Genomic DNA, 23394 nt, shown 5'->3' on the forward strand with positions numbered 1-23394 from the left:
GGTACCGGTACCAAGAACGATTTCGAGCGGAGTGAGCATACATGGGTATTCGCGTCCTTAAGACGGCTATTGCGGCGACGCTCGCCATATACTTAGCGCAGTGGCTTGATCTGGGCTCTCCATTGTCGGCTGGCTTGCTTGCGATTCTGGGCGTCGACGTTACGAAAAAACGGAGCTTGAAAAGCGCCGGCATCCGCATTCTAGCTTCCTTGTTCGGACTGTTTGTCGGATCGATTCTCTTCTATGTATGCGGCTTTCAGGTATGGGTTATGGCGCTCTTCGTGATGTCGGTTTATCCGATTCTGGCTAAGCTTAAGCTAAGCGACGGGATCGTGACCGGAACGGTCGTCATGATTCATCTGTTCGTCGCGGAGTCGATCGAGGCGGCGATGATCTGGAATGAAGTGATGCTGCTGTTCGTCGGACTCGGCACGGCTACCGTCATCAACTTGATTTATATGCCGAGTCCGGAGCGCAGACTGCAGGAAGCGCGCAAACGGATCGACGAGCTGTTTTCCGTTATTTTCGGCGAGATCGCCATTCATTTGCGGGAAGGCGACAATCATATTTGGGACGGCAAAGAGCTGCTTGCGGCAGGCCAAGCCATCCGTGAAGGCTTATCGTTATCCGAACATTCCGCCGAAAATCGGCTCTTCTATGCCGATAACGAATGGGAGGGCTATTTCGAGATGAGAAGGCAGCAGCTCGATACGATCGACGATATGCTGGATCTCGTCTCGCAGGTATATCAAAGCCTTCCGCACGGGGAGGCGGCCGCGCGTTTGTTCGATATGCTGAAGGTCGACGTAAAAGAAACCTTTTATACCGGAAACGCGGAGAAAGAACTTGATGCTCTGGAGCGTTCGTTCAAATCGATGGAGCTGCCGCAAACGCGCGAAGAGTTCGAGATGCGTTCCGCTATTTTGCAGCTTTGCCTGGAGCTTAAGGTATACTTGTCCATCGCCAAGACGCTTAAGAAGCGAAAAGAAAGCAATGAAAATACCCTTTGAATACAAGGGCGAGGCTCGAAAGCGATAGGGAGAAAATAGCAAATGAAACCATTCTTCGGTTACCTGCAAAATTTACGGAGAGCTTAATCAAATAGTTGTCACCCTAGACGAATGTCCTGCATACAATTTAAATGAATGATTGTATGGAGGAGGTTGAAAGGATGTCTATTGCAGATAAAGACTTGCAGCGGAGAGAGATTATAACGAAAGCGGTCTGCGGCAAAGGTCGTAAGTTCAGCCAGGTGAGCCACACCGTAATTCCGTCCCATGCTCCAACCAGCATCCTCGGCGCTTGGATTATCAATAACCAATACGAGGCCGCGAAAGGCAGCAACGGAATCGAGGTAATCGGTACTTACGACATCAACATCTGGTATTCGTACGACAAAAACACGAAAACGGACGTAGCTAAGGAAACGGTATCGTATGTTGATGTTGTCCCGCTATCCTATCTGGATAAAAAACATAGAGCTTCCACAGCGGAAGTTTCGGCGGTGGCGACACAGGAGCCGAACTGTGTGGAAGCTACGGTTTCGTCCCACGGAGACAGCGTGATCATTCGAGTGGAGCGGGAGTATTTCGTCGAAATGGTCGCCGAAACGAAGGTATGCGTCATTGTCGATCCGAACGGAATCAGCGATTTTGGCGACAAAACGATCGATTTCGATGGCGGAGACGACGATTACGAAGACTTGGATCCGGATCTGCTCGACGACGAGCTGAACTGACGGGTAAGCAGCTTTTGACGCTCTTTGCATGCTCTCGAGGCCGTTTTGCTGGCACAAAACGATTTGCGATGGCGTCGCTTAAGACTCCGTTTGTTGTGTACTAATGGGATAGTATATGCGGCTGCACAGATCGTGCTGAGGGCGTTTGCCCTCTTTTTGTTTTTTCTTATTCCGGAAAGATGCCCTTGAAAAAAAGTTGCGGGAGGGGTTTGCGTGCATTTATTTTTTCTGCATGGGAACGAGCCGGGAGTCAAGCTGCTGCTTGAGCGTCTCCTGATACCGCATGGCAGTCTGTATCCTGCCGGTTTGGCCTGCGATGCGGTGTTGTGTTGGGGGGGCAGTCATCGCGATAAGCTGCGGAAGGCGGCTTCCGTCCGTCTGTTGAACAGGCCGGAGGCGGTGGAAGGCGCAAGCCAGGCGAGGCTTCGGGAACGGACGTTACGGCTGCACGGCATAAAAACGATGGAGCGGTTGCCCGGAGGCCGGCCGAGAGGCTCGCTTGGCAGCGAATTTTCGCGCGAATACCGCGTACCCGTTTTTCAATTGGATGCATTGGCGTTATTCGAGAAAAAGCATGAAGGTGCATTGCTTACGGCCAAAACACGGTTATCGAACGCCGGCAGCCATTACCAGGAGCTGGACTCGTCCGAGCTAACGTTTCATGCCAAGCGCGCAAGCCGGGAAGCCGTGAAAGCCGTTTATGCCCTCGGGCTTGATTATGCGTTAGTCCACGTCGGCATACGGCCGAATGGCGATACGGTGGTCGCCGACGTTCGGCCGACCTTTCCTATGACAATCCGCTACGCCGAGCTGTTTGCGGATGCCATTACAGCCTACGGCGAACAGCTAACCCGCGAGCTGGAGCGCAAATCCCCCGCCGTGCTCGGCGCCGATCCCGAATTCGTTCTGCAAAATCCGGAAGGGCGCATTGTGCCCGCTTCGCGTTTCTTTGAAAAGGACGGTCAAGTCGGAAGCGACGGCGTCGTTATGCGCAGTCATAAAGTCGTGCAAGCGCTCGCCGAGCTCCGACCCGCGCCAAGCTCGAACCCGCGCGAGCTCGTCCGCAGACTGAAACAGACGATGCGGACGGCGGCTTCGATGCTGGGCGACGAGCCGCTCGTTTGGCTGGCGGGCGGCATGCCCGTCAAAGGACTTGCGCTCGGGGGACACATTCATTTCAGCGGACTTTGGCCGAACGTTCACCTGCTTCGCGCGCTGGACAATTATTTGGCACTCCCGCTTTCATTAATAGAAGGAGAAGGCGCGAAGCGCCGAAGACCTCGTTACGGGGTGCTCGGCGATTTTCGCAAGAAGCCTCACGGGGGCTTCGAATACCGTACGCTTCCAAGCTGGCTGGTTTCGCCCGAAACCGCAGTTGGGGTGATCACGCTTGCGCGCATCATCAGCGACCATTATTTGAAATTCGGCTACGAGCCGCTTTCGATGCCCGGCATTCAGCAAGCCTATTACGAAGGGGATAAGCTCGCCATCCTTCCGCACGCGGAGCGGCTGTGGAAAGATATCGAGTCAACTCCCGCCTACAAAGCATACCGGACCGAGTTGGATTGGCTGAAAATGCGTATGCTTGAACTTCATTGCTGGGACGAAGCCGAAGATTTCCGCCCGAAGTGGGGCGTACAAACGGAGGAGGAAGCGCCTGTATGGACGCCGGCAGAGGGGAATAAGCAATTGCGGAGCGCCGCGAAGAGAGCTTACGAGAAGCCCAACGTTTGGCTCGCAGGCAGGTGAAGAGGATCGACAAAATACGGCAAATCTACGGTTTCCATCCGATTCATGCTATAATAGGGCTATTGTGAACCGTATTGGGGGATGGAAATGACGAAGTACACACCGATGATCGAGCAATATTTGTCCATTAAAGCCGGTGTGCAGGACGCCTTTTTGTTTTTTCGGCTGGGCGATTTTTATGAGATGTTTTTTGAGGATGCGATACTGGCCTCCCGCGAGCTTGAGATTACGTTGACCGGCAGAGAGGGCGGGGCGGAGGAGCGCATCCCGATGTGCGGAATCCCCTACCATTCTGCGGAAAACTACATAGCGAGACTGATTGAAAAAGGATATAAAGTCGCGATCTGCGAGCAGGTGGAGGATCCTTCCGAGGCGAAGGGCGTCGTTCGACGCGAGGTCGTGCGGATCGTTACGCCGGGCACGCTGATGGACGGGAAGCTGCTAAGCGACAGGCTGAACAATTACATCGCCGGTGTCGTAGCGCTTGGCGACCGCTTCGGATTCACGGTTTGCGATTTGTCGACGGGCGAAATGTATGTAACGGAACTTGCCGGCGCATACGAGCCTCTTGTCGACGAGCTCGCCGTATATTCGCCGTCGGAGCTGATCGCGGGCACGGAGCTGCTGGAACAGCTTCAGACGGGTCTTCATGCAGCGGTACGGCCCGCCGTCATGACGAACTGGGATAAGGCGGACGGCGTTCCGCTGGAGAATCAATTTCCGGCGGAGACGGTCGCCGCGCTTTCTGCACCCTCACGCGCCGCCGTAGCCTTGATGCTCTCTTACTTGGGGGAAACGCAGAAAAGGGCGCTTACGCATATCACAAACGTTCACTGGTACGAAACAAATCAATATATGACGATGGATCCGTTCACCAGACGAAATCTGGAGCTGGTGGAGACGGTTCGTGAACGAAGCAAAAAGGGCTCGCTGCTATGGCTTCTGGACGAGACGGTAACCGCGATCGGCGGGCGCATGCTGCGGCGCTGGATCGAGAAGCCGCTAATGAACCGGGAGCGTATCGAAGAACGTCTCGACGCGGTCGATTGTCTCTATAATCAACTGATCGTTCGCGACGAGCTGCGCGGGTTGCTGAAAGAGGTTTACGATCTGGAGCGGCTCGTCGCCCGAATCTCCTACGGAAGCGCGAACGCGCGCGATCTTCATGCGCTTAAGCTGTCTCTGGCGGTCGTACCGGCCGTTCGCGAGCTGTGCTTGTCCGCGTCGTCCGAGACGCTGCGCCGGCTCGCTTCGCAAATCGACGGCTGCACCGACATCGGCAGCTGGATCGAGGCCGCGATCGTCGAGGATGCGCCGGTTTCGGTACGCGACGGCGGCATGATCAAGGACGGCTACGATCCGCATCTTGACCAGCTCAAGGAAGCGGACCGCAACGGCAAGCAGTGGATTGCGGAGCTGGAGCGGCGCGAGCGAGAACGGACGGGCGTGAAATCGCTCAAAATCGGCTATAACAAGGTGTTCGGCTATTACATTGAAGTAACGCGCTCCAACCTGGGATCGCTTCCGGAAGGATTGTATGAGCGCAAGCAAACGCTGGCCAATGCGGAGCGTTTCATCACGCCGGAGCTCAAGGAGAAAGAAGCGCTTATTCTCGAAGCTCAGGAGAAGATGGTCGACATCGAATACGGCTTGTTCGTTCAACTGCGCGAACGCGTAGCCGGCGAAATCGACCGGTTACAGCGTTTGGCCGAGCGCATTGCCGCTGCGGACGCCTACCAATCACTGGCGACGATAAGCGCGAGCAACCGTTTCGTGCGTCCGCAGCTGTCGGACGGATACGGGCTTCAAGTGGAAGGCGGCAGACATCCGGTCGTCGAAGCGGTGTCGAAGGACGGGCAATTCGTTCGGAACGACACGATGCTGGACAAGCAGGACGGCAGTATGCTGCTAATCACGGGGCCGAATATGGCGGGGAAGAGCACGTACATGCGCCAGGTGGCGATGATCGGCATCATGGCGCAAATCGGCTGCTTCGTCCCGGCGGATCGGGCCGTCGTGCCGCTGATCGATCGTATTTTCACGCGGATCGGGGCGGCTGACGACTTGATCGGCGGACAAAGCACGTTCATGGTCGAAATGATGGACATACAGGTAATGACCGCCAAGGCTACCGAGAGAAGTCTCGTTATTATCGACGAGCTGGGAAGAGGGACTTCCACCGGCGAAGGGATGGCGATCGCCCAGGCCGTGATCGAGTTTTTGCATGACCGGATCGGCTGCAAGACGCTCGTATCGACGCATTTTCATGAGCTTGCTCATCTGGAGGAAAGCTTGCCGCAGCTGCGGAATTACTGTATGGCGGTGAAGGAAAGCGGCCAGCAGGTGACGTTCCTGCGCAAGCTGATCCGCGGGGCGGCAAGCACGAGCTACGGCATCTATTGCGCCAGAATCGCCGGACTTCCCGATTTGATTATCGAACGGGCATACGAGCTGTTGAACGGCATGGAGCATCAAGAAGACGCATCGCGACCGGCTAAGACGGAAGCGGCCTCCGCCATGTCAGGAAAAGCGGCTCATCAGCCTCCGGATCAGGGGGACAATCTTGCCGGAACGACCGGAGGGCTCGTTTATGAGAAGCAAGCGGCGCCTTCGTCCGGTTTCGACATTCGGGAGACAGGCTCCGTTCAAAGCGACGTCGCCCGGCAGCAGACGGCGGCCGGATACGTGCAGCTCAGTCTGTTCCAAGAACAAGCGGAAGCGAAGGCGGCTGCAGCCAAGCCCAAATCGGATGCGAAGGCGGATCATGTCGCGGAGCTGATCCGTACGGCTGATTTGATCAACATGACGCCGCTTGCGGCGATGAATTTGCTCTATGAATTGAAACAAAAGCTGCAGGAGAAATAAGGGCTGCCGCAACATGAATATAGACGACCTTGGGGAGGGCGGGCTGAGATGAAGCGTCAAAGATACGGATTTCTGCGGCGTATGGTTGTCGGTGCGCTGATCGCGGCTTGCTTGTCCGCATCGCCTGCAGTCCTCTCGGCGGAGAGTATGGACAGTAAAGCGGCGGATCGGGATCTCGTACAGGAATTGATCGAGAAATACCATGTCAGCGGGTTGGAGAGCGAAGCGCTCGCGGGGAAATCCGTCGATGAAATGCTGGAGAAGCTGAATGATCCGCATACCAACTATTTTACTAAGGAAGACTACGCTTCTTTTCAAAGCATGCTTAACCGGGATTTCGTCGGGATCGGCATTCAGCTCGAAGAGGTCAAGGAAGGATTGCTCATTGTCGAAGTGTATGCCGGTACCGAGGCGGAAGCCGCCGGTATTCGGGAGGGCGACATCATCGTAGCGGTCGAAGGCAGTCGGGTAGCGGGACAGAAGTATGACGAGTTAACCGGTGTTCTGCTTGGTCCCGAGAACAGCGTACTGAACGTGGAGATCGAACGCGAAGGCAATCGAAAAGCATACGCCATCAAACGTAAAACCATCGTACTGCCTGTCGTCACGGGACAGCTGTTCGACGGCCAAACGGGTTATATTAAAGTCGCCACTTTCTCGGAGGACGCGGACGAACGTTTTCAAGACGAATTAAACAAATTGAAAAAAGCCGGGATGACATCGCTGATCGTCGATTTGCGCGACAATCCGGGGGGATTGGTGGATACGGCGCAAAACATCGCGAAGGCGTTTATCGAGAACGGGGTACTCATTCATATGCTTGACCGGGACAAGAACGACAAGCCCGTTTTCGTCGAAGGCGGTTCGGCATTGCCATTGCCCGTCTACTTTCTGGTAAATGAGTTCAGTGCAAGCGCCTCTGAAGTGTTGACAGGCTTTGTTCAAGATTACAAGCTGGCCAAAGTGATCGGGAAGAAAACGTACGGAAAAGGAAGCGTACAGTCGATTTTCGGACTCACAAGCGGCGGCATGCTAAAACTGACGATCGAACAGTACTTGACGCCTAATTATCGGGTTGTCGATCATAAAGGACTGCAGCCGGATACGGAGGTCGAGGGCAACCTTCCGCAGTTGATCGAAGCACTCCATCAAACCGGCATCACGGAAATAACTCTCGAGCGAACGCCGACGCAAGTAACGATCGATAGAGTCAAACGCGAAGAGCTGATGAGCGTTGTCGTCGAGAATGGAAAAACGTATGTTCCCGCTCGAGTACTGGCTGCGCTTATCGGCGGAACGGTCGGCTGGAACGCCGAGTACTCCTCGGTTGACGTGAAAGCTGCGAAGGCGGCCGCTTCCTATACCGAAAAAGACAGGACGCTCATTTTGAAGGACGGTACGGGATACATCGAATTAGGCGCATTCACGCGCGCTTTCCCTCAACTGGCTTGGGGCGGAGAAGGGGAGCGGATATCGATTTTTGCCAGGAAGGCGGGGTAAAAGGTATGGGCAGCATTCGCATTCTAGACGATCATATTGCGAACCAGATCGCCGCGGGCGAGGTAGTCGAACGTCCTTCGTCGGTCGTAAAGGAATTGGTGGAGAATGCGATTGACGCCGGGAGCTCGCGGATCGACGTATCGCTCGAAGAGGGCGGGTTGCAGCTGATCCGCGTGACCGACAACGGATCGGGCATTGCGGGTGACGACCTCCAGACGGCTTTTCTCCGTCACGCGACAAGCAAAATCGTTTCCGGCAAAGATTTGTTCCATATTCGAACGTTAGGCTTTCGCGGAGAAGCGCTGCCTTCCATCGCCGCCGTCTCTAAAGTCGAGTGCGCAACGGCAACCGATACCGGCGGCCTAGGCCGCCGTCTCGTAATTGAAGGCGGAACGGTCGTAAGCTTCGAGGATGCGGCGTCATCGCGCGGCACCGACATTTTGATTAAGGAATTGTTTTACAACACGCCGGCCAGGCTCAAGTATATGAAGACGATTCAGACGGAGCTCGGACATGTCTCGGATTATATTTACCGGCTGGCGATGGCGCATCCCGGCATTGCGTTCACGCTAAAGCATAACGGAAATACGCTCCTGCAGACGCTCGGCAACGGGGACTTGCTGCAGGTCGTCGCGGCGGTATACGGAACGGCGCTCGCAAAGCAGATGGTGCCGGTCAGCGGCGAAAGTCTCGATTATGCGGTTATCGGTTACGTTTCGAAGCCGGAGTTGACGAGGGCGAACCGTTCGGCCGTATCCACATTCATCAACGGACGGTACGTAAAAAATTATGTGCTTGCGAATGCTGTCATGAACGCTTTCCACACGCTGCTGCCGATCAACCGGTTTCCTGCGGCTGCACTGCACTTAACGATGGATCCTTCACTACTGGACGTGAACGTTCACCCGGCGAAGCTGGAAGTCCGCTTCAGCAAGGAAGCGGAGCTGATGCAGTGCGTGGAGCAGGCGGTTCGCGAAGCGCTTGGCCGCCATGTGCTTATCCCGAAGGGAGGGAAGACGGCTGCGCCAAAGACTGCGGTCATCCAAGAAAGGATGGAGCTGTATCGCCCGTCGGCAGCGGAAGCGGCGCCGCAACCGGCGGCTCCCGCCGCAAGCCCGGACATCAAGGTCCCCGGCTCCGCCGGCGATCTTGATGCGGGATTGGCGGCGATCCGCCCGGCTGCGCCTAGCGGCGGCGGCTCTGCTGCGCGCGTCAGCTACGCGGCTCCAACGGCGCAGCCTGCGCCGCGCGAGTTTGCAGCAGCCGGGGACAGCCCGGCGCCGGCGCGCGCCGAATCGGCAGCCGCGGCCGTCCCGCCGGCTGCCATGCCGCAGCGGTATGCCGCTTCCGGCGGCGGTTCCGGCCGGGCGCCGCAGCCTGCGCCGCGCGTGCAGCTGCCCGAGGGCGCGTATATGGCGATCGGCGGCGTCAGCGCCGAGCCGGTCGAGCGTCCCGCGCCGACGCTGCCCGCATTTCCGCAGCTTGCGCCGATCGGCCAGCTGCACGGGACGTACCTCGTGGCGCAGAACGAGGACGGTCTGTACTTGATCGACCAGCACGCCGCGCACGAAAGAATCAATTTCGAGCATTATTACGAGCTGTTCGGCCGTCCCGTCGAGGTAAGCCAAGAGCTGCTCGTACCGATTACGCTCGATTTTACCCCCGCGGAAGCGGAGCAGATGAAAACGCGGCTGTCGATGTTCGAGCAGGTCGGCGTGTTTATCGAGCATTTTGGCGGGAACACTTTTATCGTAAGGGCGTATCCGCACTGGCTGCCGGCCGGCGAGGAGAAAGACGTCCTTGAGGAAATGGCCGAATGGGTGCTGTCCGAGAAGAAAACGATCGATTTGGCGCGGCTGCGCGAGAAGTCTTCGGCGCTCTGCTCCTGCAAGGCGTCGATTAAAGCGAATCAGAGCCAGAGCCTGCTCGAAATGGAGGCGCTGCTCGACCGGTTAGCGGCATGCCGGAATCCCTATACATGCCCGCACGGCAGGCCGATCGTCGTAAGCTTCTCTTCGTATGAACTGGAAAAAATGTTTAAACGCGTCATGTAACGCGCGGAAACGCGTTTCCGCGCGATGTTGAAAGGGGGAACATCGTGCTCATCACGACATCGTATGCGCCGTCCGATCAACTGAAGGCTGCGGTCAATAGGCTTGCGGACGGGCTTGAAGGAAAGCTTGTCCCAAGGCGGCAATATTCCTTGCCGAGGCTACGTTCGATGTACGGCGATTCCGATATTTTGGTCGCGAACGAACGGGAGCTGCGGTATTATGCCGGAGACGGCACGGAAGTTTATTTTCATCCCAGCAACGGATATGTCAGAATCAAACGCATGCGGAAGGGCGAGAGCGATCTGCTGATCGAAATCAGCGGGGCATCGCCGGGCGATTCCGTATTGGATTGTACGGCGGGGCTCGCAGCCGATGCAATTGTTTTCGCTTACGCCGTAGGGCCGACGGGTACCGTTACGGCACTGGAAAGCAGCCCGGTGCTGGCATGCTTGCTGCGTGAAGGTTTATCCTCCTACACGACCGAAATTGCGGAAGCGACCGTTGCCATGAGAGCCGTCCGCGTTGAAGAATCGGATCATCTGGATTATTTGCGGCGACAGCCTGACCGCAGCTTCGACATCGTCTATTTTGATCCGATGTTTCGCAAGCCGATACAAGATTCCAGCTCCATGTCGCCGATCCGTTCGGTAGCGGACATGCGTGCCCTTACCGAGGAGGCGGTTGCCGAAGCGAAAAGGGTGGCGCGGCGTTGCGTGATCCTGAAAGAGCACCGGGATAGCGGAGAATTCGAGCGGCTCGGTTTTACGAGAAACGATCGTTCGCAAGCAGCTAAAACCGTTTATGGAGTGATTGAACTGTGACGCAAGGCAATACCAAACCAAAGCTGCTGGTGCTCGTCGGACCGACAGCGGTAGGAAAGACCGCGTTAAGCTTGGAAATCTCGAAGCAGCTAGGCTGCGAAATCATTTCCGGCGACTCGATGCAAGTATATCGCGGCATGGATATCGGGACGGCCAAAGCGTCTCCGGACGAGCAGAAGCTCGTTCCCCATCATATGATCGATATTCACGATCCCGACTATCCTTTCTCGGCTGCCGAATTTCAGGAACGGGCCCATCGGTTGATCGCAGAGATTACCGCAAGAGGCAACTTGCCGTTCATCGTCGGCGGGACAGGACTTTACGTGGAATCGCTTTGCTACGGCTTTCAATTTACGGATGCCGGCTGGGACGAGCCGTTCCGCAACGCGCAGCAAGCCTTTCTCGAGGAGCATGGCGAGGCGGCGCTTCACGACAGGCTGCGGCAGGTCGATCCCGCTTCCGCCGAACGGTTGCACCCGAACGATCACCGCAGGGTGATTCGCGCCTTGGAGGTCGTTCATGTGACGGGCAAGCCGCTTTCGGAGCATTTGGCCGGGCAGAAGAAGGAATCGCCGTTCGAACTCTGCCTGATCGGGTTGACAATGGATAGGGCAATCCTATATAAACGAATTGAAGAGCGGATCGATCTGATGATCGAGCAGGGGCTTGTCGATGAAGTGAAGGGACTGCTTGCCAAAGGCTATAACCGCGGGCATATTGCCATGCAAGCGATCGGGTACAAGGAGATTATCGATTATGTCTGCGGGGAGACGGAATATAACAGAGCCGTCGAGCTGCTTAAGCGAAATACGCGCCGTTTTGCCAAAAGACAGCTGTCCTGGTTTCGGCATATGCATGACATTCAATGGGTAACCGTCCAGGAAGCGTCAAACTTTTGTGATGTTTTGCAAGAAATTCGTGCTATAATAGCAGGAAAGTTTCACCCTCATGCGGAATATACTACAAAGCAATAGCTAGTACCAGGATTGAATACCGGTTTTGTGAAACGAATACGCTCTACGGTATGTCTTATACTATGTGCGCATGCCGTCAGCAAGCGGTATGGAATGGGACAAGGAATCGATTGACCTTGTACATATGGCAAGCCGCGGAACGCTTCGGCGTTCTTGCTTGAACCGGGATCGGCGATAGAGACGTCCAGACGGGACGGGTTCGTACTTTCGGTCCGGAGTTCCACAAGCTTTGAATGAATCAGCGAATGCTTGCCAAGCGGGCTGCTCGCTCCACAATTATTTAGGGGGTTCGACGAATGAACAAATCGATCAACATCCAGGACAATTTTCTGAATTCGCTGCGCAAGGAGAGCATTCCGGTAACCGTCTATTTGACGAACGGCTTTCAAATTCGCGGCGTTATTAAAGCGTTTGACAACTTTACGATCATTATCGACAGCGAAGGCAGACAGCAAATGGTATATAAGCATGCGATTTCCACCTTTACGCCTTCCCGCTCGGTTTCTTTTTTGCAGGACAACAATCACGACGCCTAATCGCGTAACCTTTTTCGCATCAGCATCGTCTATAGCAACGTACGGAACAACCCCAACGGGTTGTTCTTTTGTTAGAAAGGAGCTTTTGTTATAAAATTGTTAGGAGCCTGTTAGGAATGTCGCGGATTAAGCTACAGAGCATCGCGTCACTCCGTAGGGATTTGAACTTGGGCTCCCCGCAAAGTATTCGGTTGTTTGGTTGAGATTTCGGGCCCCCCCGCAAAGTACTCGGATTAAGCTACAGAGCATCGCGTTACTTTGTGGTGATTCTGTACTCGGGGCTCCCCGCTAGGTATTCGGTTGTTTGGTTGAGATTTTGGGGCCCCCCGCAAAGTACTCGGATTAAGCTACAGAGCATCACGTCACTTTGTGGGGGATTATAAACTTGGGGCTCCCCGCAAAGTATTCGGATTATACTACAAAGCTTAGCTTCACTTTGTGGGGAAATTTCAGGAGGGGCTAGCATGAGCAATACGGAGAAGAAACCTGCTGCAAAGAAAAAGAAAAAGAAGGTTAACGGCAAAAAACTGTTTGTTTGGATGCTTGCGGCCTGCTCGTTCGCCGTTGTGCTCGCATTCGCAGGATATTTGTTCATCATCGCAAACGGGCAAAAGGAGCTGGCGCAAGGGGCGGACAAGTTCAATATGGACGAAGCCGCTCATGTGTATGACGTTGGGGAGAACGAAGTGACGACGCTCTCGCGGGTGAACCGGGAAATCGTCGAGTATAACGAAATTCCCGAACTGCTCCGAAATGCGTTCATAGCGACCGAGGACCGACGCTTCAACGAGCATTCGGGCGTCGATCTGTACTCTCTCGGACGCGCCGTCGTCAAAGACGTGATTGCGAGAAGCGCAGTCGAGGGCGGAAGCACCATTACCCAACAGCTCGCTAAGAATATGTTTCTGAACGCCGACAAAACGTTCTTCCGCAAGGCGACCGAGGTTTCAATCGCGATTGCGATCGAGCATGAGTTTTCGAAGGACGAAATTTTGAAAATGTACCTGAACCGGATCTATTTCGGCAGCTCGGCATACGGCGTCAAAGCGGCGGCTAAAGTCTATTTCGGCGTAAACGACCTGAAAGAGCTGAAAATATGGCAAATCGCCACGCTTGCGGCTATTCCGAAGGCGCCTAGCTACTATTCGCCGATCGTCAATCCGGAGAAGTCGAAAGAACGTCGCGCCGTTGTGCTGAAACTGATGGCGGATCAGGGGTACATTACCGAGGAAGAGAAGAAGGCCGCTCAAGAAGTCGATTACACGCGGCCGCCGGAGACGGACAAAAAGCAATACTTGACGTTCCTCGATTATGTGGTGAAGGAAGCGACCGAATCGTTCGGCATCGAGGAAGAGAAGCTGCTGCGGGAAGGCTACAAAATTTATACGACGATGAATGCGGATGCCCAGCGGACTCTGGAACAAACGTACGACAAACCGGAGATGTTCCAAAAGGACGGCCCTTCGCAGAAAATCCAGAGCAGCATGGTAATCGTGAATAACAAGGACGGCGGCATCGTAGCGATGATCGGCGGCCGCGATTACGTGCAGAAGGGGCTCAACCGCGCATTGGTGCCGCGGCAGCCGGGCTCTTCGTTTAAACCGATTGTCGTCTATGCGCCTGCGATCGAATCGGGCAAATATTCGCCTTATTCGATGCTGAAGGACGAAAAGATGGATTTTAACGGCTATTCGCCTAACAATTACGATTTTGCGTACCGGGGTCAAGTGACGATGACCGAAGCGGTCAAAAGATCGATCAACCTTCCGGCCGTATGGCTGTTGAACGAAATAACCGTCGGCAAAGGAATGGAGTTTGCTAAGAATCTAGGCATCACCTTCGAATCGCAGGACAGAAACCTGGCGATTGCCCTCGGCGGCATGACGAAGGGAGCGTCGCCGCTGCAAATGGCAATGGCGTATAGCGCCTTCGCCAATAACGGCGTCCAGTACAAGAGTCATTCCATCGTCAAAATCGTGAAGCCTAACGGGGAAACGCTGAATTATAAGCAAGAGAAGCCGAAGCAGGTGATGAGCGCCAAAACCGCCTATTATATGACGGAAATGATGAAAACCGTCGTTGAAACGGGCGGTACGGGGGTTCGCGCCAAATTCAATCGGCCGCTTGCAGGTAAAACGGGCTCCACCCAGCTCGATTTGAAGGGGCTCGAGAAATACGACCGAGACGTCTGGTTCGTCGGCTATACGCCGGAATGGTCGGCCGCCGTATGGGAGGGCTTCGACAAAACCGATTCGAAGCATTTCGTAACGGTCGGCAGCGGCAGCACGGCAGCCATTTTCAAGGAAGTCATGTCCAAGTCTATGGCCAAAATGCCGGCGACCAATTTCGTCAAACCGGATGGCGTATCGCCGCCTGAGGAGTCGAAGGCGCCAGACGCCATTACCGGGTTTAAGGCGGAATATGCCAAGGAGATCCGTGCGGTACGCTTATCGTGGAATGCCGGTGCGGAGAACTTGCAGTACCGGGTTTTCCGGAAATCCTCGAAGGAGGCCGACTATTCGCTCCTGGTGGAAGTAAAGTCGGCTACAGTCAACGATAGCTCGGCGATGCCGGGAGAAACTTACTCGTACTATGTCGTAGCGTTTAATCCGGATACGAACACGGAAAGCGCGCCGACCGATAAGCTGGAAATCAAAGTACCGGCGGATGGAGGGGTTTCTCCGTCACCGACGCCGAGTCCAAGCGGGAGTCCGGGAACTAGCGGCAGCCCGGGAACATCCGGAACCCCTAAGCCTTCGGATGGCAAAACGCCTAAACCGAGTCCGGGTACCAGCGGTTCGCCGGGAGCTTCACCTTCGAACGGCGCCGGAGGTCCATCCCCGTCCTCCGTTGAAGCCGGCGCCGGAACAACCGTACCGCGGGTCGGCAAACCGGTAAACGGCAAGGAGCAGCAGAGCATCCAAGACATTTTGAAGAACGAAGACGGACCCGGACATTGACCGGTAACCGGTAACCATTAGCGAGCAGACCTTCCGTCTGCTCGTTTTGTTTTTGGCAAAGTAGGAAAATCGTCGCTCATGTCGAATGATTTACGGATCATGGAAATTTTGGGGATGACATCATGGAATGGCTGGCCAAACTATCGATTCGCGGACTGCAGTTCCGCATGCTCGTTTATTTGCTTGTGATCGGTCTGGTTCCTCTGCTGCTATCGACCTTCGTCTTCTATAAACAGTCAAACAGCTACGCGCTCGGCGAATGGAGCGGCTCCACGAAACGGACGCATGAACAACTGGCGATGCAAATCGAACGCGAGCTGTCGGCGATGGACATCGTCGCAAAATCCGTCAATGCGGACAGTTACGTGCAGCAAGCGCTTAAGAACAGCTCCGGACAGTCCGGCAGCGATTTTATACGGTCTTTCCGCAATTTGCGCGAAACACAGCTGGGGTCATCGAGATACTTGGAGGACATCTGCTTATTTGCAAGCCGCGACGGCTTTGTGTCGAGCTGCCGCAGTACGGTGTCGCTTCCGACCGATACCAAACAAATGCCGAAAAACCGGACGGACAAATGGTACCGCATCATTCCCCCGGAAAATGGGAAAGCGGAGTCGAAACAGCAGCTCGCGGCTCTTGTCGCCCCTTTATTCAGCCTGGATTCTTCCGCAGTCGAAGGTCAAATTGTCGTCACGGCTAATCTGAGTTTGCTTCTGGCCGAAATACGCAGCGCCAATAACGCAATCGATCACCTATCCCTTATGGACGAGAAAGGCAATGTTGTTACTTACGGCCGTAACGCTTATACGCTGGACAATACGTTTTTAGAGCATCTAATCCCCGGTCAACCGGCCGAATGGGACGGCATGATGTTCAGCAAGCTTACCATCGGAGTCGGAGGGAATGAATGGACTTCGCTGATCGGAACGCACAGCGACGCGCTGTCCTCCGCATCAGCCATGATTCGCAACACGTTATTCATCCTGCTTGCCATTCTTCTCCTGCTATCCGTAATCGGTTCGATCGTCGTTTCCGGGCTCGTGACGAAGCCTCTTACTCATTTGCGAACACTGATGAAACGTGCTGAGGTCGGTGACTGGAAAGCGTATTGGACGCCGAGGGGAACGCGCGAGATCGTCGAGGTCGGAGAGAGTTACAACCAGATGTTATCCCGGCTTGACGAGCTGTTCCGGCAAGTAAAGCGGGAAGAGGCGCTTAAAAAAGAAGCCGAAATCGAAGCGCTGCAGTACCAGCTCAACCCGCATTTTCTGTACAATACCTTGAATACGATCAAGTGGGTCGCCAAAATTCATAAAACGCCGCAAATATCCGAAGCCGTCAGCGCTCTGGTCCGTTTGTTGCAAGCGAGCCTCGGGAAAAAGGGGGATTTTCTCCCCTTGCGCGAAGAGGCCACGCTCATTCGCGATTATATGGATATCCAAGCGTTTCGGTACGGCGAACGGGTTAAGCTGGAGACCGATATCGAACCCGCGGCGTCCGTCTGTTTAGTGCCCAGGATGATTTTGCAGCCGCTTGTGGAGAATGCGATCATTCATGGCATCGAGCCCGGTGGGCGGGAAGGCGTGGTTTCCGTCAAAGCATGGCTGGAGCGCGATCTGCTGCTTTGCGAGGTGGCGGATAACGGGGTCGGCATGCCGGAAAACCAGCAGGTGTTCACGGAAGAAGAAACCTTACGGTCACGAACCGTTAAAGAAAAAATGAGCGGTATCGGCATCAGCCACATTCGCCAAAAAATTAAGCTTTATTACGGGCCCGATTATAAAATGCACGTGTTCAGCAAACCGAACGAAGGGACGACGATTCGTTTGTCGCTTCCAATTCACCGCGAGGAGGAATAAGTGAATGAATTTATTGATCGTGGACGACGAGCCGGTCATCCGCATCGGACTCCGCACGCTCGTCGATTGGGAAAGTCATGGACTGACGCTTGCAGCGGAGGCGAACGACGGGGTCGAAGCCCTGCGTTGTATCGAAGAGCATGATATCGACATCCTCGTTACCGATATTCGCATGCCGCGCATGGACGGGCTGGAGTTGATTCGCCGCGCGAGGGCTATCCAATCGGATCTCGGCGTACTCGTCCTAAGCTGTCTGGACGACTTTGTTTTCGTCCGCGAAGCGATGAAGCTCGGAGCAAGCGATTATATGCTAAAGCCGGCGATGGAGCCTGAAGAGTTGGTGGCTGCGCTGCAAACGATCCGAAAGCAAATTGCCGAAACCCGGCTCGCCAAATTGCGGTTGGACGACTGGCATGCCCAGGTTGAGCAAACGAAGCAATCGAAATTGAACGCTTGGCTCGCGCAATTGCTACGTGACGGAGCGAAGGATGAGCGGCTCGAGCAGGAGCTTTGGAGCAAGCCGAATTACCTGTATTCGATCGTCGTCACGTGCCTGGAAAGCTCCGAGCTGACGCCGGCCGATCTTGGGCTCGCGGAATGTGCGGCATCCGCCAGATTTCGCGAGCATGCGAACCTTTATCTTGTCCCTTGTTTAGAGGCGCACTCCAGAATGGAACAGCATACGCTTCGTTCCCGAACCGTTCAGCAGCTTAAGGATAAGCTGGATAAGCTGACCGCTGACAGCGGGAGAGAATGGTTCGTCGGCGTCGGTCCGCTTGTGACGAGTTCGGATGAGCTGGTGCGGGCGGTCGCCCTGCATGCCAGACAGCTTCACCATCGCTTTTATCAAGCCGGCGAGCCTGTTATGTGGGAAGATGCAGCGGGCTTGCGGAGTTCTGATAGCGGGATGCCTTACGAGCTCCGGAACGACATGCTGAAAGCGATTGCGAACGACAACCCGGAAGCGCTGTTTCATCGCGTCGAGAAATTCAGCGAATGGCTTGCCGAGCATCAGCCGCCGCCGGAGCGGCTTCATGCGTTCGTGTTCGAGCTGATCAGCTTGTCCGTCGGTTATGCCCGGGAGAACGGATACGGTCAACTGGACGACTATGAGAGACGATTCGTGTCGCTTGAGCGAATAAGAGCGTTTTTTCAAGCGGGCGAGCTATGCCGCTGGCTGTCCGAAGCGATGAGGGAGCTGTGGAGCTGCCGGTTTGTTTCGGCTGTCTCGCTCGCTTCGAACAATCCGTTTGTGCGTAAAGCGGTTCACTTTATGAAGGAGCATTACAGACGCAATATCGGTACGCTGGACATCGCCGATCACGTGAAGCTGAGCCGCAGTTATTTGAGCGATCTGTACGGCAAGGAAACGGGGGAGTCGTTAATTGAGACGCTTACCCGGATTCGCATCGAAGAAGCGAAGAAAAGGCTGCTGGCAGGAGAACGCAAAGTGTACGAAATTGCCGAAGAAGTCGGCTTTGCCGACCCGAAATCGTTTGCCAAAACGTTCAAGAAACTTGTCGGCTGCAGTCCGAAAGAATACGAAGCGCAGAACAAATAGACACCTTTTCCCAACAAATGCAGACTACTATGCTGGAATGAAAAGGTTTACATTAAAATGAAACGCGCCGTGTGTGCGAATGGATGGTGATCAAGATGGATGTATCCTTACCTAGAGAAGACAAACAAGCGGGCGAGCTATCGTTCGGCGGCGAACCGATCATCCGCGCGGTCGGCGTCATGCGGGTTTTCGGTCGCGGCAGCGGAGCTGTGCATGCGCTCAAGGGAGCGCATTTATCCATACCGAGAGGACGTCTCGTCGCACTGAAGGGGCGCTCGGGCTCAGGGAAGACGACGCTCATAAATTTGCTTGGCGCACTGGATCGCCCGACGGAGGGCGCCATCTATTTTTGCGGACAGGAAATAACGGATATGTCCGAAAAGCAGCGCAACACGCTGCGCAAAACGCAGATGGGGCTTATTTTCCAATCGTTTGCGCTCATTCCTCTGATGTCGGCTTACGAAAATGTCGAATTCGGCTTGCGCATCGCCGGCGTTCCCGCCAAACATTACCGGGAGTGGACGGAGCAGGCGCTCGACTATGTCGGCTTGAAGCCGCGCATGAAGCATCGCCCGTTCGAGCTTTCGGGAGGCGAGCAGCAGCGGGTAGCGATTGCTAGAGCGATCGCGCACCGGCCGAAGCTGATTTTGGCGGACGAGCCGACGGCGGAGCTTGACAGCAAAATGGGCCTGCAGGTCATTAAGGTGTTCAAGGATTTGGTCGAGAAGGAAGGAATGACGATCGTATTGACGACGCATGACCCCGCCATCATGGAAATCGTAGATCAAGTTTATGCATTGGAGGATGGGCAAATTGTCGATCAAGGCTAGCTGGAGTCGTGCCGCAGCAGTCGCGGTAAGCGCAGCCGTGCTCGTTTCGGGCTGCACGTTTATTCCGAAGGAAGAGGAAGTGCTGAAGCCGCCGCTGGTCAAGCCGACGAAGCCGACATACGAGCTGTACGAGGTGAAGGTGGATAACATCACGAAGCAAATCAACAGCACGGCCGTTTTCGAATCCACCAACGTGAAATATCAGGAATTCAAGGACGTAACCGGCAAAGTCGTGGGCGTCAACGTGAAAAGCGGCGATACCGTGAAAAAAGGGGATCTGCTGATCCAACTCGAAGCCGACGGTCTTGAGCTGAATGTGAAAGAGAAGGAGCGCGACCTCGAGAAAGCGAAACTTGCGCTCGACCAGTCGAAACAAACACGCGAGGAACAAAACATGCGCATTCGGCTGATGGAGCTGGAAATTGCCGAGATCAAGCTTGCCGATGCACGGAAACAGCTGAACGGGAAGACGATGGTTGCCGAGATGGACGGTCTAGTGACGGCTGTCGAGCCTATGAAGGTCGGCGATATCATTCAGCTGAACAAAACCTACGTTACGATTGCCGATCCGAATCAGTTGAGGCTGTCTTATGTAGCCGCCAATCCGAACGATATTGCCGACGTACAGGTTGGCATGCCGGTAAACGTGACTATCAAATCGGAGAAGTTTACGGGGAAAGTCGTTCAAACGCCGTCCTCCTCGCCGAAGACGGAAAATAAGCAGCTGGCGGAGAAATACAGCAAGGCGCTTTTTATCGAGCTTGAAAAAAGCCCGCAGATGCCCGTTATCGGATTGCCTGTCGACATTATTATCGTTACGCAGCACAAAAGCAATGTCATCAAAATACCGAAAGCCGGATTGGGCCAATATTTGGGCCGAACCTTCGTCAAGGTGCTGGACGGCGAAAGCGTGAAGGAAATCGACGTGGAGAAAGGGCTTGAAACGCCTTCCGAGGTGGAGATCGTTCGCGGGCTGAAAGAAGGGCAAAAGGTCATTTTGCAGTAGCGCCGCAATCCCGACTTTAACGGGCTAAGCCAAGCACAAGGTAGGAGGTGCCCAGGAGTGGCGCTATTGGTCATGATCATCCGGAAAATGTACAAAAACAAATGGCTCGAATTAAGCTTGCTGCTCGGACTTGTTTTATCCGTCGGCTTGATCAGCAGTATGCCGATCTATACCGATGCGATCCTGCAGCGGATGCTGGTTAAGGACATGGAAAATTTGCAAAAATCGAGCGGCAGCTATCCGGGCGTCGTCTATATGAACGGATACACCTATTCCGAGAAGGACCCGGTTCAGCAGCTGAAGCAGGTCGACGGCTTTCTGGAAACCGACGGCTTGCCCTATTTCAAGCTGCCGATCCGGTATTTGGTCAAGGAACGGGCGACCGAAACGTATCCGATGATTCTGGCCGATCCGAGCCGCGGCGATACGAAAGTAAACTACGCAGGGGAAATCGTTGCGCTTGAAGGCCTGAGCGAACATGTAAGGCTTGTAGACGGCAGGCTTCCCGCCAAAGAACCGGTTGACGGCGTCTATGAGGTGCTGGCCTTCGAGAATACGCTGAATACGTTCAAAACCGTTATCGGGACGGAGCTGCTGCTGGGCGAGGAGAAGTCGGACACGAAGCCCGAGCGGAAAATCAAAATCAAGCCGGTAGGCGTAATCGACGTCAAGGATCCAAACGATCCTTACTGGTACAATGTGGGGGCCTACCGCAATTCGCTGTTCGTCGATTACTCGTTGTTCGAGAAAGATTTCACGACGTCCAAAGCTCTTCCGGTCCGTTCGGCTACCTGGTACGGCGTGCTTGACTATTCGGAAATGGATCTGCAGGCCGTCTCCCGGTTTCTTGCAGGAAGCGACCGGATAGAAAATTATTTGGGAACCCATCTAGAGCCTTATAATTTTAAAGTGCCGGCTTACAAAACGCTCACGACTTACTTCGACCGGGAAGCGAATTTGCGTAAAATGCTGTGGTCGCTTAACGTGCCGGTTATCATCATGCTAGCTTTCTACTTATTCATGGTATCTAACTTGATTACGGAGCGTCAAAAAACGGAGATAGCCGTCCTGCGAAGCCGCGGGGCAAGCCGGTTTCAGGTCATGCTGGGCTACTTGATCGAAGGATTGCTCCTCGGAGGGCTTGCCTATGCGATTGGTCCGTTCTTCGGGATGTCGCTCACGAAGGTGCTCGGCTCATCGAACGGCTTTCTGGAGTTCGTGCAGCGTTCCGCACTCAAGGTGGAACTCAATAAAGAAGCTTACAAATATGCGCTGTACGCGGTGTGCACGTCGCTTGTCATGACGTTGATACCGGCGTTCCTCGCGACGCGCACGAGTATCGTCGGCCACAAGCAGCAGCTAGCCCGGCAAATGCGCATGTCGTTCTGGCATAAATACGGGATCGATCTAGTATTGATTGGCGTCTCGATCTACGGTCTCCGCTCGTTTGAGCGCCAGCGGAAAGATTTCATTGCGTTAGGCGTCGACGGGGCCAATTTCTCCGTAGATCCGCTGCTTTTTCTGGTGCCGGCATTTTTTATTCTCGGAATGGGTCTGCTCATCCTGAGGATTTACCCGTGGTTTGTCCGTTTCGTTTATTGGCTCGGCAGAAAGTGGTGGCCCCCTTCGTTATATTCGACGCTGATTCAAGTAGGGCGTTCGAGCACGCAATACCAGTTTCTGATGGTATTTCTGATTATGACGATCGCTACGGGGTTATACAGCGCGAGCGCTGCGCGAACTCTGAACAAAAATACGGACGACAAAATCATGTATGCGAACGGCAGCGATGTCGTGTTGGAGACGCAATGGGAAAACGACGCTCCGCCGCCGTCCGATGCAGGCGGTCCCGGAGGGGGAGAGCAGAGCTCTCAGCAGACGGTAGCCTCCACCAAAAAAATCCAGTATACGGAGCCGCCGTTTCAGCCCTTCACCCTGCTCCCCGGCGTAGAGCAAGCGGCGAAGGTGTTCGTTAAGAACGGAGCAGGCTTTACGGCAGGCAAGGAGCGTGGCGCCGCTACGCTGATGGGCATCGAGACGGATCAGTTCGGCAAGGCGGCATGGCTGCGCGACGGACTTCTGGATCATCATTTCAACGATTATTTGAATGTGATGGCAACGAATACGTCTGCCGTGCTCATTTCCAAATCGCTGGCCGAACAGAAGGGCGTAAAGGTAGGCGACGAGCTGTTTGCCGGATGGACCGGCGTGGAATACCGTCCGTTCATCGTCTACGGTATCGTCGATTACTGGCCGACATTCAATCCGAATCCGACCGGCTCGGAGACTTCCTCCGGCAACAAAAAGCCGGTAGCGCCGATGCTGATCATCGGTCACCTCAGCTATATCCAAAATTCGCTGGCGCTTGAACCGTATCAGGTTTGGATTAAGCTAAAGAAAGACGCCGGCAGACAAGAATTCTATGATGCCGTAGTCGCCAAGGGCTACAACGTGACCTCGACGACCGACACGCGGGAGCAGCTGATCAACGCTAGAAACGATCCGTTTCAGTTGGCGATCAACGGGGTGATGACGCTTGGTTTTATCATTTCGATCGTAATCAGCTTTTTCGGATTTTTGCTGTACTGGGTGCTTTCCTTATACGGACGCATTTTGCAGCTCGGTATTCTGCGTGCGATGGGCATTTCCTTTCTCCAGCTCATCGGTATGTTGATCACGGAGCAGCTCCTCACCTCGGGGGCCGCCTTTCTTATCGGGGCGCTGACGGGGACGGCGACGAGCGAGCTGTTCGTCAAGCTTTTCCAGGTCTCGTTCAATCCGGCTACCCAGGTGCCGCCGTTCCAGGTTACGTTCAACCCGGGCGATTCGCTCCAGCTGTACGTCATCGTGTTCATGATGATCGCGATTGCGCTTGTCATTCTGAGCTATTTGCTGTCGCGGATCAAAATTCATCAGGCCGTCAAGTTGGGGGAGGATTAAT

15 protein-coding genes are annotated in these 23394 nt (G+C 54.8%); all 15 read left to right on the plus strand.

The window, feature by feature from the left end; translation table 11 throughout:
* The first annotated feature begins 41 nt into the window (after positions 1-41).
* The 15 genes from ACKGJP_RS17310 to ACKGJP_RS17380 all read left to right on the plus strand — a co-directional run bounded on the left by ACKGJP_RS17310 (position 42) and on the right by ACKGJP_RS17380 (position 23393).
* Positions 42-1010: an aromatic acid exporter family protein gene (locus ACKGJP_RS17310; RefSeq protein WP_409346863.1), complete on the plus strand. Its 969-nt coding sequence runs from the start codon at positions 42-44 to the stop codon at positions 1008-1010.
* Positions 1011-1171: 161 nt separating this feature from the next.
* Positions 1172-1738, plus strand: a complete 567-nt coding sequence (locus tag ACKGJP_RS17315) for an outer spore coat protein CotE (RefSeq protein ID WP_409346864.1) — start codon at positions 1172-1174, stop codon at positions 1736-1738.
* Positions 1739-1951: 213 nt separating this feature from the next.
* Entirely contained in the window at positions 1952-3487 is a 1536-nt protein-coding gene (locus ACKGJP_RS17320; protein ID WP_409346865.1) for a putative amidoligase domain-containing protein, read from the plus strand.
* An 87-nt stretch (positions 3488-3574) separates the two neighbouring features.
* Positions 3575-6352 (plus strand): DNA mismatch repair protein MutS, encoded by a 2778-nt coding sequence (mutS, locus tag ACKGJP_RS17325; RefSeq protein WP_409346866.1) that lies wholly within the window; start codon positions 3575-3577, stop codon positions 6350-6352.
* A 48-nt stretch (positions 6353-6400) separates the two neighbouring features.
* Positions 6401-7852: a S41 family peptidase gene (locus ACKGJP_RS17330; protein WP_409346867.1), complete on the plus strand. Its 1452-nt coding sequence runs from the start codon at positions 6401-6403 to the stop codon at positions 7850-7852.
* 5 nt (positions 7853-7857) lie between these two features.
* Positions 7858-9906 (plus strand): DNA mismatch repair endonuclease MutL, encoded by a 2049-nt coding sequence (mutL, locus tag ACKGJP_RS17335; protein WP_409346868.1) that lies wholly within the window; start codon positions 7858-7860, stop codon positions 9904-9906.
* A gap of 44 nt (positions 9907-9950) precedes the next feature.
* A complete protein-coding gene (locus ACKGJP_RS17340; protein WP_409346869.1) occupies positions 9951-10727 on the plus strand; it encodes a class I SAM-dependent methyltransferase in 777 nt (258 codons plus the stop codon).
* Complete coding sequence (miaA, locus tag ACKGJP_RS17345; RefSeq protein WP_409346870.1) at positions 10724-11701, plus strand: tRNA (adenosine(37)-N6)-dimethylallyltransferase MiaA; 978 nt, start codon at positions 10724-10726, stop codon at positions 11699-11701. The genes ACKGJP_RS17340 and miaA overlap by 4 nt, the downstream gene beginning before the upstream one ends.
* Before the next feature lie 296 nt (positions 11702-11997).
* On the plus strand, positions 11998-12237 hold the full coding sequence (gene hfq, locus ACKGJP_RS17350; RefSeq protein WP_113031397.1) for an RNA chaperone Hfq: 240 nt from the start codon (positions 11998-12000) through the stop codon (positions 12235-12237).
* Between the two features lie 464 nt (positions 12238-12701).
* Positions 12702-15197 carry a PBP1A family penicillin-binding protein gene (locus ACKGJP_RS17355; protein ID WP_409346871.1) on the plus strand — a complete coding sequence of 832 codons (2496 nt, stop codon included), beginning with the start codon at positions 12702-12704 and terminating at the stop codon, positions 15195-15197.
* 122 nt (positions 15198-15319) lie between these two features.
* Positions 15320-17056, plus strand: a complete 1737-nt coding sequence (locus ACKGJP_RS17360; protein ID WP_409346872.1) for a sensor histidine kinase — start codon at positions 15320-15322, stop codon at positions 17054-17056.
* 4 nt (positions 17057-17060) lie between these two features.
* A complete protein-coding gene (locus ACKGJP_RS17365; protein WP_409346873.1) occupies positions 17061-18617 on the plus strand; it encodes a response regulator in 1557 nt (518 codons plus the stop codon).
* 95 nt (positions 18618-18712) lie between these two features.
* Positions 18713-19447, plus strand: coding sequence for an ABC transporter ATP-binding protein (locus tag ACKGJP_RS17370; RefSeq protein ID WP_409346874.1), 735 nt, complete (start codon positions 18713-18715; stop codon positions 19445-19447).
* Positions 19431-20453, plus strand: coding sequence for an efflux RND transporter periplasmic adaptor subunit (locus ACKGJP_RS17375; protein WP_409346875.1), 1023 nt, complete (start codon positions 19431-19433; stop codon positions 20451-20453). The genes ACKGJP_RS17370 and ACKGJP_RS17375 overlap by 17 nt, the downstream gene beginning before the upstream one ends.
* 57 nt (positions 20454-20510) lie before the next feature.
* On the plus strand, positions 20511-23393 hold the full coding sequence (locus ACKGJP_RS17380; protein ID WP_409346876.1) for an FtsX-like permease family protein: 2883 nt from the start codon (positions 20511-20513) through the stop codon (positions 23391-23393).
* Position 23394 lies beyond the last annotated feature (1 nt).

It is taken from the genome of Paenibacillus litoralis, assembly GCF_046244365.1.
Classification (GTDB): Bacteria; Bacillota; Bacilli; order Paenibacillales; family NBRC-103111; genus Paenibacillus_V.